The 16134-nt window shown below is 29.3% G+C and carries 17 protein-coding genes and 1 tRNA gene; 4 read left to right on the top strand and 14 right to left on the bottom strand.

All coding sequences use genetic code 11. From position 1 onward, the window contains the following. Window positions 1–61 precede the first annotated feature (61 nt). The 7 genes from DWZ53_RS07760 to DWZ53_RS07730 all read right to left on the bottom strand — a co-directional run bounded on the left by DWZ53_RS07760 (window position 62) and on the right by DWZ53_RS07730 (window position 6514). The gene (locus DWZ53_RS07760) at window positions 62–1453 is read right to left on the bottom strand and encodes a helix-turn-helix transcriptional regulator (protein ID WP_118433227.1); all 1392 of its coding nucleotides are present in this window, start codon (window positions 1451–1453) and stop codon (window positions 62–64) included. Between the two features lie 97 nt (window positions 1454–1550). Next, a tRNA-Arg gene (locus tag DWZ53_RS07755) sits at window positions 1551–1627 on the bottom strand. An 83-nt stretch (window positions 1628–1710) separates the two neighbouring features. Beyond that, complete coding sequence (locus DWZ53_RS07750; protein ID WP_118433225.1) at window positions 1711–2874, bottom strand: FprA family A-type flavoprotein; 1164 nt, start codon at window positions 2872–2874, stop codon at window positions 1711–1713. Between the two features lie 56 nt (window positions 2875–2930). Next, window positions 2931–4040 (bottom strand): AI-2E family transporter, encoded by a 1110-nt coding sequence (locus DWZ53_RS07745; protein ID WP_118433223.1) that lies wholly within the window; start codon window positions 4038–4040, stop codon window positions 2931–2933. Between the two features lie 59 nt (window positions 4041–4099). Continuing rightward, entirely contained in the window at window positions 4100–4717 is a 618-nt protein-coding gene (locus tag DWZ53_RS07740) for a phosphatase PAP2 family protein (protein WP_158568213.1), read from the bottom strand. Then, complete coding sequence (gene cysE, locus DWZ53_RS07735) at window positions 4689–5231, bottom strand: serine O-acetyltransferase (RefSeq protein WP_118433219.1); 543 nt, start codon at window positions 5229–5231, stop codon at window positions 4689–4691. Before cysE ends, DWZ53_RS07740 begins: the two co-directional genes overlap by 29 nt. Before the next feature lie 308 nt (window positions 5232–5539). Beyond that, window positions 5540–6514, bottom strand: coding sequence for a glycosyltransferase (locus tag DWZ53_RS07730; RefSeq protein ID WP_118433217.1), 975 nt, complete (start codon window positions 6512–6514; stop codon window positions 5540–5542). A 113-nt stretch (window positions 6515–6627) separates the two neighbouring features. On the opposite strand from DWZ53_RS07730, the gene DWZ53_RS07725 reads away from it, so the two are divergent. Next, on the top strand, window positions 6628–6915 hold the full coding sequence (locus DWZ53_RS07725) for a hypothetical protein (RefSeq protein ID WP_118433215.1): 288 nt from the start codon (window positions 6628–6630) through the stop codon (window positions 6913–6915). Between the two features lie 19 nt (window positions 6916–6934). On the opposite strand, the gene DWZ53_RS07720 is transcribed toward DWZ53_RS07725, so the two are convergent. Both DWZ53_RS07720 and DWZ53_RS07715 read right to left on the bottom strand, forming a co-directional pair. Then, window positions 6935–7447, bottom strand: coding sequence for a thermonuclease family protein (locus tag DWZ53_RS07720; RefSeq protein ID WP_118433213.1), 513 nt, complete (start codon window positions 7445–7447; stop codon window positions 6935–6937). Beyond that, window positions 7444–8031 carry a viroplasmin family protein gene (locus DWZ53_RS07715; protein ID WP_118433211.1) on the bottom strand — a complete coding sequence of 196 codons (588 nt, stop codon included), beginning with the start codon at window positions 8029–8031 and terminating at the stop codon, window positions 7444–7446. The genes DWZ53_RS07720 and DWZ53_RS07715 overlap by 4 nt, the downstream gene beginning before the upstream one ends. Window positions 8032–8144: 113 nt before the next feature. Between DWZ53_RS07715 and pepT the strand changes: the two genes are divergently transcribed. Genes pepT through DWZ53_RS07700 form a run of 3 tightly spaced genes read left to right on the top strand, consistent with a single transcriptional unit; the run spans window position 8145 to window position 11567 of the window. Then, window positions 8145–9347 (top strand): peptidase T, encoded by a 1203-nt coding sequence (pepT, locus tag DWZ53_RS07710; protein ID WP_118433209.1) that lies wholly within the window; start codon window positions 8145–8147, stop codon window positions 9345–9347. 2 nt (window positions 9348–9349) lie between these two features. Next, window positions 9350–10246, top strand: a complete 897-nt coding sequence (locus DWZ53_RS07705; RefSeq protein ID WP_118433208.1) for a diacylglycerol kinase family protein — start codon at window positions 9350–9352, stop codon at window positions 10244–10246. A 16-nt stretch (window positions 10247–10262) separates the two neighbouring features. Next, the gene (locus DWZ53_RS07700; RefSeq protein WP_118433206.1) at window positions 10263–11567 is read left to right on the top strand and encodes a glycoside hydrolase family 32 protein; all 1305 of its coding nucleotides are present in this window, start codon (window positions 10263–10265) and stop codon (window positions 11565–11567) included. Window position 11568: 1 nt separating this feature from the next. Here DWZ53_RS07700 and DWZ53_RS07695 read toward each other — a convergent pair whose 3' ends face one another. The 5 genes from DWZ53_RS07695 to DWZ53_RS07675 all read right to left on the bottom strand — a co-directional run bounded on the left by DWZ53_RS07695 (window position 11569) and on the right by DWZ53_RS07675 (window position 16132). After that, complete coding sequence (locus tag DWZ53_RS07695; RefSeq protein WP_118433204.1) at window positions 11569–11979, bottom strand: hypothetical protein; 411 nt, start codon at window positions 11977–11979, stop codon at window positions 11569–11571. A 23-nt stretch (window positions 11980–12002) separates the two neighbouring features. Continuing rightward, window positions 12003–12188, bottom strand: coding sequence for a PspC domain-containing protein (locus tag DWZ53_RS07690; protein WP_118433202.1), 186 nt, complete (start codon window positions 12186–12188; stop codon window positions 12003–12005). A gap of 158 nt (window positions 12189–12346) precedes the next feature. Then, window positions 12347–13969 carry a peptide ABC transporter substrate-binding protein gene (locus DWZ53_RS07685; protein ID WP_118433201.1) on the bottom strand — a complete coding sequence of 541 codons (1623 nt, stop codon included), beginning with the start codon at window positions 13967–13969 and terminating at the stop codon, window positions 12347–12349. Between the two features lie 149 nt (window positions 13970–14118). Further along, on the bottom strand, window positions 14119–15048 hold the full coding sequence (locus DWZ53_RS07680) for an ABC transporter ATP-binding protein (RefSeq protein ID WP_118433199.1): 930 nt from the start codon (window positions 15046–15048) through the stop codon (window positions 14119–14121). 1 nt (window position 15049) lies between these two features. Continuing rightward, window positions 15050–16132 (bottom strand): ABC transporter ATP-binding protein, encoded by a 1083-nt coding sequence (locus DWZ53_RS07675; protein ID WP_118433197.1) that lies wholly within the window; start codon window positions 16130–16132, stop codon window positions 15050–15052. Window positions 16133–16134: the final 2 nt, after the last annotated feature.

Raw genomic sequence — 16134 nt, 5'->3', positions numbered from 1 at the left:
AGGTATAAGGGATGTCCGCCAAATGTCATTTTATTAAAAAAGTCTTCTAAAAAGAAGACAATTATGTTTTTTGATTATAGATATTGATTAAACCAATTCTTGATTTAACACCTGTTTTTTTATAGATTGATGAAATATATCTTTCTAAAGTACGCTTTGAAATATATAAATGATCAGCAATCATTTGAATGCTGTCTTCACAAGAAACTAAACAATCAAATACTTCTGTTTCTCTAGGTGTAAAAGAAAATTCATTTTGAATTAATGCTAGCCTTTCTTCTTTACTTCGTTCTTTGTTTACTGATGTTATTCTTTCTGTCATCTTATTCCTTTGATAGATATATACAAATGTAATCATGCTTATTAGCACATACAATAAAACAATATAAATAGTCATTTTTATATCAGTATGTAAAGAAACAATTTTTAATGAGTAAGTTGTAAATAAAGCTGCTGTCATGTTATTAAGCGCACGTCCCAACCCTGCCCATAGATCAGGATAATACGTATAATATGACAATTCCATAAAACTGGTTGTAAAGAAAACAACAAAAAATCCGGCTGTCATATAGAAAATAATGAGTCCTATTAAAAATGGTTCAGAAAACTTAAGAACAATAATACATAAGGTAGAAAGTAACATCATACAATACATAACGGGACACATGAACTTTCGGTTTTGAAAATCAAAAATGATGCCTGCAATCAAGCCACTTAATGCTAGTAAAATTCTTGGTAATTGACCAATATCTACCACACCTGAAGCATGCACTAAAGTAACAGCATTATCAAGCGTGCTGAAAACACACGACATTAAAATAATCAATAATATTAAAGAAATCATAACACTTCTAATATTCGAATCATGCTTTTCATTGTATTGATTAAAAGCTTGAGTTTTTTGATTGTTTAATATGATCATAAAAATGAACATCACGATTGATAAAATACATACCTCTACAATCCTAGAAGATACTAAATTATTATTTAAAAACTGAAATATAATTCCTATCATATAAGAAACACCAACAAATCGTGCTAAATACTGACTATTTTGAAGAATATTTGCTGCTTTATAAAAGGTAACACTTCCTAAAAAGCCAAGAGTTAAAAATAAAATAAGCCCTGCTATAAATGTAATTTGATATGATAAATGATTGTAAATAACAAAGATACAAATAATAGTTATTAAAGAAAAAAATATAATTTTGATCTTTTCATGTTTTTGTTTAAAAATTCGATTATATATCGGAAATAATAAAAATCCTAAACTACTCATTCCAAGCATACAATTTTGTGCCCATACTGAATGTTTACTTGATGTTGATAAAGAAATCATATCAACAAATAAGTATTCTATTCCTAAAAATAAAAAAGTGAATAAAGCCATCATCAATATTGTAGATATGTATACTTGTTTTTCCTGTTTAATTGTTTGAACTATATCATTCATTTTATTACTCCTTAACTTCTACATCATTTATTACAAATTAACATACTCTAAAATAAAAAACAACTGAAGGCATAAGTTAACCTTCAGTATTATTATCTGGCGTTCCCGAGGTGATTCGAACACCCGACCTACCGCTTAGGAGGCGGTTGCTCTATCCAGCTGAGCTACGGAAACATCTCTTATATCTTAACGATATATAAAGATAAATGCAATCATTTATTTAACCGAAATAACAAATAAAGTCGCGTATTGCGACCTTATTCGTTGATTTCATCAAGTAATTGATTAATTGCTTCAAGATTTTCATTTTTATATGTAGATTTAATTGTTACAGTATTTTGGCAAATATTGATATTTTTCATTGATTCAAGTAAATCTTTCATTACCTTATTAGCGAGTGGTGCCCAAGACCCATTTTCAATTAAACCAACTGTTTTATTTTGATATCCTTTATGTTGTAAACGGTGTAAGAAATCTTCCATTGGACTAAAAATGCCACCATCGTATGTAGCTGCTGCTAAAATCATTTTTGAATATCTAAAAGCATCTTCTATCGCTTCAGCCATATCATCTCTTGTTAAATCTGCAAAAGCAACTTTAATTCCTTTTGCTTTCAACATCTCAACTACTTTTAAAGCCACATCTTTTGTATTACCGTGAATAGAAGCACAAGCCACAAATACACCTTCATCTTCACTTTCATAACGACTCCAAATTTGATATTTATCAATGTAATAACTTAAATTATCTTTAAGGATAGGACCATGCAATGGGCAAATCATTTGAATATCTAAAGCACTTGCTTTCTTCAATAAAGTTTGAACCGGTCCGCCATATTTTCCTACAATATTAAAATAATAACGTCTTGCTTCACAAGCCCAGTCTTCTTCATATGATAAAGCACCAAATTTACCAAAACCATCTGCTGAAAATAGTATTTTTTCTTCTGTTTCATATTCTACCATCACTTCTGGCCAATGAACCATCGGTGCCATGATAAATTTTAAATGATGTTTACCTAAATCTAAAACTTGTCCTTCTTTTACAACCAAACATCTTTGATCGATGTCTTCAATATCAAAAAATTGTAGCAACATAGCTTTTGCTTTCGCACTTAAAACTAATTTAACTTGAGGATACTTTTCAACAAATAGTTGAATATTAGCCGAATGGTCAGGTTCTAAATGAGAAACTACTAAATAATCAGGTGTTCTGTCTTTTAATTCATGCTCCAAGTTAGCAAACCATTCCTTTGTTTTTCTTGCATCAACCGTGTCCATTACTGCAATCTTATCATCTAAAATAAGATAAGAATTGTAACTAACACCATGAGGAACTACATATTGACTTTCAAAAAGATCCAGTGTTGTATCATCCACTCCAATATACTTAACATCATCACTTATTATGACTTTATTCATAAAATACCCCCTTTTTCTCATTATAACACTATTAAATAAATATGTTTAAAATATGCTTATGATACTTCGCTTCTTTTTTTATTTTTGGAATAATCTATAAAATCTCTAAATAACATTCTAATCACACAAATAAGTGGGACCCCTAAAAACATACCGATAAAACCAAACATATTGCCAAATACTGTAATAGAACAAATAATCCAGAATGGTGAAATACCAACCGTATCTCCTAAAATAGCTGGTCCCAAAATTAAACCATCAAATTGTTGTAAAGCAAAAATGAAAATAGCACTATAAATACCCGATGCTAAACCATTTGTAAGTAATGCAATAAAAACAACCGGTATCCCTCCAATAAAAGGTCCAAAATAAGGAATCATATTGGTAATAAAAACGATAAAAGCAAGTAATGGGAAAAACTTTAACCCTAATAATCCAAAACCTACTAACGCTATTAAACCAATAATAATAGAATCTATAAATTTCCCATAAATAAATGAACCAAAAATACGATGTGAACGATAAGCATATTCATGAATTAAATTAAGATTTTCTGGTTCAATAAATAGAAGCATAAAACGATCAAAAATACTAACTAATTTTTTGGCTTCAATTAAAACATAAGGGCAGAAAATAAGACCAATCAAAATTGTCATCATTGTACTTCCGGTTTTAGAAATTGTTTTTAATAGAGCACCTGCTTCAACAAATGATGGTGAATCAAAATAATGAATAATCATTCTTTCGCCTTTAATTACAAGATTATAAATCTGACCATGACCAAATGTTGTCAACATAGATGCTTCAAATTCGTCTACATAAGAAGTAATATTCTTCGCTAAATGAATTCCATAATTTACAACTGTTGGTATTAAAAACACCAAAAATAAAGCAATAATAAGAATAAATAATAAAAATACTAATACTGAACTTAAATTATGACTGTGTTTTAATAACCATTTATTATTTGATTTATCTAATCTGTTTTCTAATCCTAAAACTAATGGTTGTAAAAAATAAGCCAATACTGCTCCGATAATCAAAGGTAAAAATGCATTTAATATATATCCAAAAATAGTAACATCAAAAACTTTATAAAATATAGCAACTAAACATAAGACAATGAACAAATAACTATATTTTCTTAACATTTCTTTTTTATTCATAACTGATTCTCCTTGTTTTATTATTATATCATAGCTCCATTCTTAATCAAAATTAAATCCTAAGCATTATGCTTAGGATTTAATAAATAATGATATTTGATAAATAAATAATAACTTAAAGAAAATAAAAATCCACCTAATACATCAGAAAAGTAATGAACTCCTAAATATACACGACTTAAACAAATAAGAAATATAAGAGAATACATCACAATATGGATTATATTTTTATAAGGTAAAGATGTTTGTTGAAGATAGTCATCTAACATACAATAAGCAATCGTTGAAGCCATAGCATGACCACTGGGAAAACTATAATTTGTTTCTTTAACCAAATGATAAATTGGATTTGGTCGTGGTCTTTTAATGAAGGCTTTAATCATATTATTAATGATATGAACTAATCCTAAATGGATTCCATAGAGAATTCCTTTTTTATATTGGATGATTGCTACAACAATTCCCAGTCCTATTAAACAATAAGAACTCCCTAAAAAAGTAATCATTTTAAAAATTTGCGTAAGTACTGGATTTTGAATAGTATGCAAAAATTGATAGACTTCTTGATCAATTCCTGTGCTAAGACGATAAGTAATGCAAAAAAAATCTAAAAGAAAAGCAATGAATGGTATTAACCACAACCATTGCTTATAATTTTTTGTTAATTCTTTGACCATTCTCTTTAACAATATATGCTGGTACACCAACAACCGTACAATTATCAGGAACATCTGACAAAACGACTGTTTGTGCTCCTACAATACTATTATTACCAATCGTCACATCACCAATCACTTTTGCTCCAGCTGAAATCATTACATTATTTAATAATGTCGGATGACGCTTTACCTTATGTTCACCAGTACCAACACCACCAAGAGTCACCCCTTGATATAAAACACAATCATCACCAATAATCGTTGTTTCACCAATAACAACACCCATACCATGGTCTATAAAAAAACGTCGACCAATCGTAGCTCCAGGGTGAATTTCAATACCTGTAATAAAGCGTGCTAACTGACTTAAAAAACGAGCAATCAACTTAAGATGACATGTTGTCCATAAAAAATGATTAATACGATAAAAAAACATCGCATGTACACCTGGATAGTTAATTACTACATTAAACCAATTTCTCGCAGCCGGATCTGTTTCTAGCACCTTTTTGATTAATCCTTTTTCTTTCACATTCCCACTCCTTGTGTGTATTCTATACAAAATGACATATATATTTCAAGTTATATGCTCATTTTTATTTTATGTTTACATTTTTATAAGTTTAGGCTATTAGAATATAAGAAAAGAACTCATCCCCCATGAGTTCTTTTCTAAACTTGATAGGTTTGACCCCTTCCCCTTATAAATCTATTGATTTATGTCTATCATTATATAAGAATAATAAACATTGTCAATAATTTTGTTTATTTTTTTAAAATTAACTAACTTATTTATGATTTTTACAAAAATATTACATATTCTATTTTGTGTGTATACAATCACATATGAAATTTACTTTTTAACAAATCATAATTCTTCATCAAAATCGTATTTCCTAATTTATTATCAAGACCTATGCGTCTTCCTGGTAGTTGATGATAAATAGCTTTAAATAACTTAGGATCATGTAAAGCCATTTCTTTCCATAATTTAATTTTGCTTGCTTCTTGATTTTCATTAACAAACCAAACCATCGCAATAATAAAGACAACAGATAGATAATGAATAAAATAATGTCTTTGTTTTCTACTCTTTAAAGCATAAACATCAATACTTGTAAATAAAGTCATTAATAAATCAGATATATATTGACTATCATATTGATCATATTGATATGGTTTTTTACCAAAACAATAGAAAGGAATGTTTAAATAATACATTGATTTAACATGAGTTAAAGCTAAATATGACCATAATTCAAAATAATTACCCATTTGTTTAACTTGATGTTGAATTTGTTTTAAAATACTTGTTTTAAAAGTCAATGCCGCATTATTAAACAAAGTCCACTGTGATATTTTTTTTAAAGAATGCCATCCAAATAACGTTTCCGTTGGTAATGTTTTTGCATAAGAATATAGATATTCTTTTTCTTCTGGAATAGCTACTTTATAATTAGTAAGTAACAAATCAAGATTAGCTTGTATACGTATAATATCTCTTAATGTCTCGATAACACTCACTAAAGAAGGTTGATCAAAATAATCTTGACATTGTAATACTTTGAAATAAAGTCCCTCACTGTGATCTATTGCTGCTTCTATGGCAGAATCATAATCACCAATTTTAATCACTTTTATCGTATCTGGATATTCTTTTTCATATTCTTTAGCTATCATATAAGTTTCATCAGTTGAATTTTCATCAACAATAATCACTTCAAGTTCTTCTTTCATTAGTAAACAAGAACTTATACTTTTATGCATTGTTGTTAGTGAATTATGACACGGTATGCAGATTGTTAGTAATTTCATAAATATACCCCCAATTACTTTTATCTTATCATAAATAGGAATTTAGCGCACGACAATATTGCATTTACCCTTATTTTATGATATTTTTATTAGGTATATAAGGAGGAATCGAAATGCATTTCGTTATTAATATGTTTATTGCTTTAGTATGCTTAGCTACAGTTATTTTATTTAAAGAAGTCTTAAAGAAATGGATTCAAGTCATTATTGGTTTAGTTGGATGTGGAACTTTTTCTTATGCTATCGCTATTTTAATTAAAAAATGTGGTGAATGGTTCTCTTGGTGGTCAGGAGATGCACAATATATTAAAAGCAATTTTATCTGGATTTGTCCAATCGTTATCGTTATAACAATTATCATTATATTTATTATTAATAAAAAGAATAAAAAACAAGCGTAACTTCATAGTTACGCTTTTATTAACTATATAAGCCTATACCTTTTCTTTTAGCTTCTTGGTCGGCTTTGATAATAACTGATTTGTATGTATAGTTACATCCATAATCATAAAACTTTTTGCAATAGCCTTGACTGGCTATTTTTTCTTGTAATAAAACATGATCTATAAATACCCATGCCAAAGTTCGATTATACTTATCTTTTTGATTGCCTTCAGGATTGTACTCTAATTCAATGGTTTGCGCATTTTCTAATTGTGTCTTTACATAACGACTTGCCTCTTTACCATAGGGTTCTATTGTTTTGGTTGATTCAGGGGTATCAATGTATAAAAAGCGCACTTTGGTTTTTTTTCCATCTATATTAAACCAAGCAGTATCACCATCTACACAACGATTTAAAGTTACTTCAAAACGTTTTGATGATTCTGTTTGACTTTCACGATACAAATTATAACCAAGCGCACATAGTATAATAAGTGCTCCTAAAAAAGTTTTTGATAATTTTTTAACTTTTGATTTGGGAATTTTCATTTTATTCCTACCGCCTTTTTAGCTAAGCTATCAGCTATTTCATTATAAGTATCTCCACTATGAGCTAAGACTTTTATAAAAGAAATATCTATTTGTTTTTGATATTCTTGTATTTTTTTTACATAGTTGATTGTTCCTGGTTTATTGGCTTTCCATAATCCTTTTGCCCATTTTTCTATTCCTTCATAATCATAATAGATGCAAATATGATGGTAATTATGTTTTATGGCATACTCTATTGCTTTTTGACATCCTAATATTTCTCCTGAGACATTTCTCATTGAAATATATTCTTCAAGGTGTCCTTTACCATAAAGCTGTTGAATAACTTGTTGTCCTTCAATAATAACACAACCATAACCATATTCTTTAGTTTTAATGTTATAACTTCCATCAACATAGGCAAGCAAATCGACTTCACTTAAATTTTCTTTTTTTACTTTTAAAAAATCTTTGGCTTCTTGTAACGAGGCAAATGATTTATATTCGGCACCTGAAAAACCAGATACTTGTTCCTTACACTCATTCCAAGTTTCAAATATTCCTGTTTTCTTTCCTTTTTTTACAGCATAGTATTTTTTCATAGTTACACCTCATTGCTTCATCATACCTAATTTTTTATTGGAAGTAAAGTTCTAATATTTTATTCACTTATAAAAATTGTTATAATAATGATTAGTGAAATGGAGGTTATAAAATGAATATCGAAGAGAGATTTTTAAAATATATCAGTTATAATACTCAGTGCGATGAACATTCATCTACTGTACCTTCTACTTCAAATCAACTTGTTTTTGCTAGAGAACTCGTTAAGGAAATGAAAGAATTGAACATCAGCAATGTTGAATTATCAAAAGAAGGTGTTATCTATGGAACAATCAAAGGAAATGGTGGTAAACAAGATATTATTGGCTTTATTGCCCATATGGATACCAGTCCTGATGCATCTGGTGAAAATATCAAACCACAGATTATAAGAAATTATGATGGAAATGCAATTAAACTTAATCAAGAATTATCTTTAAATCCTCAAGAGTTTCCAAAATTAAAGAAACTAGTAGGTCATGATTTAATCACAACCGATGGGACGACTTTATTAGGTGCAGATGATAAAGCTGGTATTGCTATCATCATGTCCATGGCGCAATATTTGTCAAACCATCCTGAAATTAAGCATAATGATATTCAAATTGCTTTTACTCCTGATGAGGAAATAGGGCGAGGAAGTGATCATTTTGATGTTGATCGTTTCCATAGTCAATATGCTTACACTATAGATGGTGATGAAATTGATGTTTATAATTACGAAAATTTTAATGCCTACAGTGCTCAAGTCAAAATTAAAGGAAAATCTATTCATCCTGGTAGTGCTAAGGGGAAAATGATCAATGCGAGTCGAGTTGCTATCAAATTTGATCAACTTTTATCCGAGTTTATGCGTCCTGAATATACTGAAAAATATGAAGGGTTTAATCATTTGCATCATATAGAAGGTCAATGTGAATATTGTCAAATGGATTATATAATAAGAAATCATGATAAAAAGATATTAGATCAACAAATCAAGCAATTTAATCGTGCTAAAGATTTCTTAAATGAACAGTACGGTTATCATTGTATTGATGTTCAATTTACAGAATCATATCTTAATATGGCAGATATTGTTTTACAACATCCTAAAATTATCGAACGTTTAAAAAATGCCATGGAAAAATGTGGTATTGAAGCACAGGCTCAACCTATTCGTGGTGGAACAGATGGTGCCTTGTTAACATATAAAAACTTACCATGTCCAAATATTGGTACTGGTGGTGGCAATTTCCATGGTCCATTTGAATATGTTTCACTAACAAGTATGAAAAAGGGAGTTCAATTATTAATTGAACTCGTAAGGGAATAAGTATGAAAAAATGTTTATTTATTATTAATCCATCATCAGGTCAAAATATTTTACAAAATAAATTAGACCAACTCATTGGTAAATTAGTTCTTCAAGGAATTGTCAATCATGTTGACGTTTTTTATACCCAAAAGAAAAATGATGCGTACTATAAAGCAAAAGATACTGATGAAAAAGATTATGACTTTTTCATCAGTGTTGGTGGAGATGGCACTTTAAATGAAGTTATCAGTGGGATGGTAGATAGTCACAAACATATACCTTTATGTTTGATGGCTGCCGGTACTGTCAATGACTTTGCTAATTACTTAAATTTGCCAACTGAAGTTGATGCCATTATTTCGATGATTAAAAATTTTAAAACAATAAAAAGTGATGTTGGTAAAATAAATAATCAATATTTTATTAATGTAGCTGCTGGAGGTATGTTTAGTGATATCTCTTTTACTGTAAGCAAAGAGGATAAAAAGAAATTCGGTCCATTAGCTTATTATGTTAATGGTCTATTAAATTTACATAGTCAATTAAAAACAAACTTAGAATTAGAAATTGAAGCTAATCATCAAACACTTCATCTAGAGGCTTATATGTTTGCTATTACAAATACCAATCGTGTCGGTGGCTTTGATGGATTGATTCCATATGCTGATATTTGTGATGGCAAATTGGATTTAATGGTTGTTAAGCGTTGCAGTATTACTGATCTCATTGCTTTGTTTAAAGATTATTCTTTTGGTAAACATGATAAAAGTCCATTTATCGAATATATACAAACTTCTTCAATGAAAATATCTTGTTTAAATCAAGATGTGATTATTGATATTGATGGTGAACAAGGTAGTCATTTACCCGTCACCATTGAAAATGTCAGTCAAGCTATTACACTATTAGTACCATAAAAAAGGAGAAATTACTATGCACCCAAAATTACATTTATCACCAAATAAGAATTGGTGTAATGATCCTGTAGGATTTATTTATTATCAAGGACAATATCATCTATTTTATCAGTATTTCCCTTATGGTTGTACATGGGGAACGATGCATTGGTATCATGCTGTATCTAAAGATCTTGTTCATTGGCAAAATCTAGGTATTGCTTTATATCCTAGTAAATATTATGATGCCAATGGATGTTTTTCAGGTTCAAGTATTGAAGTAGATGGAAAGATGTACATTTATTATACATCTGTTAAATATTTACAACCTAACCCTGAAAATATACATAAAACTTTAAATGATGCCTTTGAAGCAAGTCAAAGTATGCTAATTAGTGAAGATGGCATCCATTTTGATAATATTAATCAAAAAAGACTGATTATTCCAGCCTTTAAAGAAAATGAAATTGGTCATCCAACACATACCCGTGATCCTAAAGTATGGTTTTATAACGGAAAATATTATATGGTCATAGTAAGTAAATATTTTGACGAGCACAATCATGGGCAAGGGCAACTCTTATTCTATACTTCTGATGACGCTATAAATTGGTCTTATCAAAATAATTATCGTGGAGTTCAATTAGGTGATATGTGGGAATGTCCTGATATTTTTACGGTTAATCAACAACAATTACTGATTATGTCACCCGAAAGAACTGAAACACACGGTTATCCTAGTCATGCTCGAATTACAACATGCTATTTCAATCATGAAAATTGTACAATGAGCCAGTTAGGTGAACTTCGTTTCTTAGACTATGGTCGTGATTTATATGCTCCACAAACCACACTTGATCAAGATGGTAATAGAATCTTTGTTGGTTGGATGCGTATGCCTGTAAAAGATCAAGGCGACTGGCGTGGTTTATTTACAATGCCAAGAATTATAGAATATCATGATAATCACATTTATACTGATGTACATCCAAATATTAAAAATCAATTTATTGTTGATACTCAACAATTTGACTATCAAAAACCAACTATGATTCATGTTTGTTTAAAACACGGAGATTCTATCAATATTGGTGGTTATGTATTAACTTATCAAGATTGCTTATTAGCAAATAGAGAGAATGTATTTATTGATTGTGATGAGGATGTTGATTTAATTTGTCAAACTCCTCCTATTGACTATTGTGAACTTGATATATATATTGATCAATATATTATTGAAACATATGTTAACCATGGATATTATGTTTTAAGTCATATTGTTTATCATTTAGATAATACAATCCAATGTAATTGTAAGTACGAAATAAAAACGGTTAAATAATTTAACCGTTTTTTACTTGATGATAAATTTTTTCTAATTGTTCACGTGGTACCTTTTGTAATAAAGTATATAGGAAGCGATATTGACAGCTTTCCTTTAGAAAATTCTTTAATATTTTATGAATACGATGACCTATAAATAGTAACAAAATAAGGGAAAGTATTTTAATAATGATTGTTAAATAACTCATCTTTATCCACACTATTGCACTTATAAAAATAAATAAATCAATGATAATCATCAAAATCATACAATTATTTGTATACCTTCGATTAAAATAGTTTTTTACTTCTTTAACTGCCTGATCATCTTTTAGGTAGTAACCAATTGTTTTGAACAACTGATGATTATCATGAATATGTCTTTGAATATAATCCATTATCTTTTGACTATCATCTTGAAAATCAATCATAACATTATCTCCTTTAGTAATTTCTATTCATCTTCATAAGGTATAACAATGGCACATATAATGTAAGCTAAGATACCACTTCCACCTACACATACAAATAAAATCCAGGCAAGTCTTACCAATGAAGGATCTATATCAAAATATTCAGCTATTCCTCCACAAACACCGCATATTTTTTGTTCCCTTCTTGATTTATATAATCTTTTCATCTCATAACTCCTTCGCTTTCTCTATATTCTCTATTTATATTAAATAAATGTATGAACATGACTTTTAACATAATATATGTCTTCTTACATTATTTGTCAATGTATAAATAATACACCTCTTTAATTAAAATTATTAAAGAGGTTTATTGTTCAAATATTTATTTTTTTACTTGAATATAATTGAAAGTCGTAACAACAACAGGTCTTTGAATAATTCCTTGTTTCTTTGGATTTAATAATGTTGCTGTTCCTTTTTCAAATACGGGGATAACTGCGTAATCATCCATACAAATCTTTTCTGCATCTTGCATTGCTTTCCAACGTTGCGTATTGTCAGTTAAAGTTTTAACTTCATCCATTTTATTATTATATTCTGTACTAGAATATTTACCGTAGTTATTTGAATTATTTTCCAATAATAAGTTAAGGTAAGTTGTTGGATCACTGTAATCTGGTCCCCAACGTGTTAAAGCTATATCATAATCACCATTTTTTTGTTTATTATAAATACGATCTTGCTTTGTTGTAGCAACCATATCAATTTTTAATCCATTTAATTTAGTAAATGCGTTTTGTAAATATGTTGCCATTTGATCCATTGGAGATTCATCAGTTCCATATGTTAAACTTAATGTAATATTATTAACACCTAATTCTTTTAATCCTGCATCAAAATACTGTTGTGCTTTTGTCATATCATAACCAGTATATGTAGGTGATGAAGCTCTAAAATCATTACCTTTATCATCAGTTGTTAATCCTGAAGGAATAAATCCTTTAGCAGCAAATGATCCATCTTTTAATACATTATCACAAAAATCTTCACGATTAATTGCATATGATAAAGCTTTTCTAATATTACTATTAGCTAAGTATTGATTTTTAAAATTAATTGATAAGTAAAATAAATAACCTTCTTTAAAAGTACGATAATCTTTTTTACCTTTATATTTATCAACTAATTCTGAATTAATAGTAGCGTAATCAACTTTTCCGCTGTCATAGTTTGTAGCTGCAACTTTAGGTTCAACTACTAAATTAAAGACAAGTTTATCTAATTTAATGTTTTTAGCATTCCAATAATCCTTATTTTTCTCATATACAGCTTTGCTACCAGGATTCCATGTTTTCATAACGAATGCCCCATTAGATAAAATATTTTTAGGACTCTTACCATATTGGCTACCTTGTTCCTTACAGAATTTTTCATTTATTGGATAATAACAAGGAAATGCCATCAATTCATCAAAATATGAGATATATCTTGTTGTTTTTACTTCTAAAGTTTTTTTGTCAATAGCTTTAACACCAAGTGTTTTCAAATCCTTATCAGTAATTTTTTCCTTATCCTCTTGCTTTTTCACTAATTCATCAGCACCGGTAATTGATGCTGCATCGCTACTGAACATATAAGCATAATTTCCGTTATTTTTAAATATTCTACGCCATGCATAAACAAAATCATTAGCGGTAACTTCATCCCCATTTGACCACTTTGCATCTCTTAGTTTGAATGTATGTGTCAAACCATCTGCGCTTACCATATGTTTCCTTGCTATTGCATAAATCGCTTTCCCATTTTTATCTGCTGACATAAGACCATCAATACATGCATGCATTGCCATAAATGACATTCCATCATCAGCATCAGATGAATCTAGATTTTTAATATCTAATTCACTAGCATAAGTAAATGTTTTTTCATTACTACTTGACTTCCCACATCCCGTTAATGTAAAAACCATAATCATTGACAAAATTATCGAAATTACTTTTTTCATATTTCCTTTCCCCCCTTTGTATAAGATTGTATACAACCTTATGTTGACATTATTGTTGCACACACATTACTATTTGTCAATATATTTTTATTACCTTAATATTTTTTTATCATTAATAAAAACAAAAAAACATGGTTAGACCATGTTCTTTATTGTTTTGTCCATTTTTCAAATTCTTCATCAGTAGCAAGTACATAGTGAGTACCACCAACATGATGCTCAGTTCCAACAGTATAATCTACATCGCTTTGGTCATGATCATAAGTTAATGACTTACGTGTTTTTTCAACATGTGGGTTAGGAACTGGAATAGCACTTAATAATGATTTAGTATATGGATGAATTGGGTTAGAGAAGATTTCTTCAGTTGTTCCTGTTTCAACTAAATGTCCTAAATGTAAAACACCAATATGATCCGAAATATATTTTACCATTGATAAGTCATGAGCAATGAATAAAAATGAAGTATTGAAATCTTTTTGAATTTTCTTCATAAGATTAACTACTTGTGCTTGGATAGAAACATCTAAAGCCGAAATAGCTTCATCGGCAATAATTAAATCAGGATTCATAATTAATGCTCTCGCAATACCAATACGTTGTCTTTGTCCACCAGAGAATTGGTGTGGATAACGATTAGCATGTTCTTTAGATAATCCTACTAACTCTAAAATATCATAAACTTTTTGTTCACGTTCTTTTTGTGAACTATATGAATGATGAATATCTAAACCTTCAGCAACAATATCCATAACTTTTTTTCTCGGATTTAAACATGCCATTGGATCTTGGAAAATCATTTGCATTTTAGTTCTTAACATACTGATTTCTTGTTTAGACATTTTACCTGAAATATCTTGTCCATTAAAGATAATTTGTCCATCAGTAGGTTTATATAAACGAATAATACTTCTCCCTGTTGTAGATTTACCTGAACCAGATTCACCTACTAAACCATAAGTTTCACCAGGCATAATTTTAAATGAAACTCCATCTACTGCTTTAACAGTAAACTTACGACTTATTTTAAAGTATTGTTTTAAATTTTTAACTTCAAGAATAGGTTGTTTTTCTTCCATCTTATTTGCCTCCTTTTTCCATCTTTTCTAAACGTTTTTTTAGTGCATGAGGCATTTCAATTTTTGGTGCATTAGGATGCATTAACCAACTTGCAACTTTATGAGTAGTTGATCCAGGCACTTCAAACATAGGTGGTTCAACTCTTAAATCAATATTTAATGCATATTGATTACGTGGAGCAAAGGCATCACCTTTAACTGGTACTGCTAAGTTAGGTGGTGTACCAGGAATTGTATATAATTCAGGATCATTTGTATCTAAATCAGGCATTGCTGATAAAAGACCCCAAGTGTATGGATGACGAGGATCGTAGAAGATTTCATCAATTGTACCTGTTTCAATAATTTTACCAGCATACATAACATTGACATAGTCTGCTACTTTAGCAACAACACCTAAGTCATGTGTAATGTAAATAACTGATAAATTCTTTTTCTTTTGGATATCTTGAATTAATTCTAGAATTTTTGCTTGAATTGTTACATCTAATGCAGTAGTAGGCTCATCACAAATTAACACATATGGATCACATGATAAAGCAATAGCAATAACAATTCGTTGTCTCATCCCACCAGATAATTGATGAGGATAGTTTTTCATACGTTTTTCAGCATCAGTAATTCCTACTAATTCTAGTAATTCTAAAGATTTTGCATAAGCTTCTTCTTTTGATTTACCATAATGATAAATCATTGGTTCCATAATTTGTTTACCAATAGTCATAGTTGGATTCAATGAAGTCATTGGATCTTGGAAAACCATCGCAATCTTACGACCACGAATTTCTTTTTGCATTTGTTTTTCGTTTAATTTAACAATATCCTCAGTTCTCACTTCACCAGTATTTTCATCATGCCAAGTATATTCAATTGAACCACTATCAATTGTACCATTATTAGCCATAATACCCATGATTGCTTTTGTTGTAACTGATTTACCTGATCCAGATTCACCTACAATAGCAATTGTTTCACCACGATATAAGTCTAAATTAACACCACGAATTGCATTAACTGTTCCACTATCTGTTTTAAATGAAATATTTAAATTTCTAATTTTTAATATTCTTTCTCTTTCAGCCATGA

It is taken from the genome of Coprobacillus sp. AF33-1AC (genome assembly GCF_003475785.1).
GTDB lineage: Bacteria > Bacillota_I > Bacilli_A > Erysipelotrichales > Coprobacillaceae > Faecalibacillus.
This window is presented reverse-complemented; position numbering and strand designations above follow the sequence as displayed.

What these genes read in the sequence shown, in the direction of transcription:
- DWZ53_RS07760 (WP_118433227.1), bottom strand. Translation starts at nt 1,453, where the DNA reads ATGAATGATATAGTTCAAACAATTAAACAGGAAAAACAAGTATACATA.
- DWZ53_RS07750 (WP_118433225.1), bottom strand. Translation starts at nt 2,874, where the DNA reads ATGAATAAAGTCATAATAAGTGATGATGTTAAGTATATTGGAGTGGAT.
- DWZ53_RS07745 (WP_118433223.1), bottom strand. Translation starts at nt 4,040, where the DNA reads ATGAATAAAAAAGAAATGTTAAGAAAATATAGTTATTTGTTCATTGTC.
- DWZ53_RS07740 (WP_158568213.1), bottom strand. Translation starts at nt 4,717, where the DNA reads ATGGTCAAAGAATTAACAAAAAATTATAAGCAATGGTTGTGGTTAATA.
- DWZ53_RS07730 (WP_118433217.1), bottom strand. Translation starts at nt 6,514, where the DNA reads ATGAAATTACTAACAATCTGCATACCGTGTCATAATTCACTAACAACA.
- DWZ53_RS07725 (WP_118433215.1), top strand. Translation starts at nt 6,628, where the DNA reads ATGCATTTCGTTATTAATATGTTTATTGCTTTAGTATGCTTAGCTACA.
- DWZ53_RS07720 (WP_118433213.1), bottom strand. Translation starts at nt 7,447, where the DNA reads ATGAAAATTCCCAAATCAAAAGTTAAAAAATTATCAAAAACTTTTTTA.
- DWZ53_RS07715 (WP_118433211.1), bottom strand. Translation starts at nt 8,031, where the DNA reads ATGAAAAAATACTATGCTGTAAAAAAAGGAAAGAAAACAGGAATATTT.
- pepT (WP_118433209.1), top strand. Translation starts at nt 8,145, where the DNA reads ATGAATATCGAAGAGAGATTTTTAAAATATATCAGTTATAATACTCAG.
- DWZ53_RS07705 (WP_118433208.1), top strand. Translation starts at nt 9,350, where the DNA reads ATGAAAAAATGTTTATTTATTATTAATCCATCATCAGGTCAAAATATT.
- DWZ53_RS07700 (WP_118433206.1), top strand. Translation starts at nt 10,263, where the DNA reads ATGCACCCAAAATTACATTTATCACCAAATAAGAATTGGTGTAATGAT.
- DWZ53_RS07695 (WP_118433204.1), bottom strand. Translation starts at nt 11,979, where the DNA reads ATGATTGATTTTCAAGATGATAGTCAAAAGATAATGGATTATATTCAA.
- DWZ53_RS07690 (WP_118433202.1), bottom strand. Translation starts at nt 12,188, where the DNA reads ATGAAAAGATTATATAAATCAAGAAGGGAACAAAAAATATGCGGTGTT.
- DWZ53_RS07685 (WP_118433201.1), bottom strand. Translation starts at nt 13,969, where the DNA reads ATGAAAAAAGTAATTTCGATAATTTTGTCAATGATTATGGTTTTTACA.
- DWZ53_RS07680 (WP_118433199.1), bottom strand. Translation starts at nt 15,048, where the DNA reads ATGGAAGAAAAACAACCTATTCTTGAAGTTAAAAATTTAAAACAATAC.
- DWZ53_RS07675 (WP_118433197.1), bottom strand. Translation starts at nt 16,132, where the DNA reads ATGGCTGAAAGAGAAAGAATATTAAAAATTAGAAATTTAAATATTTCA.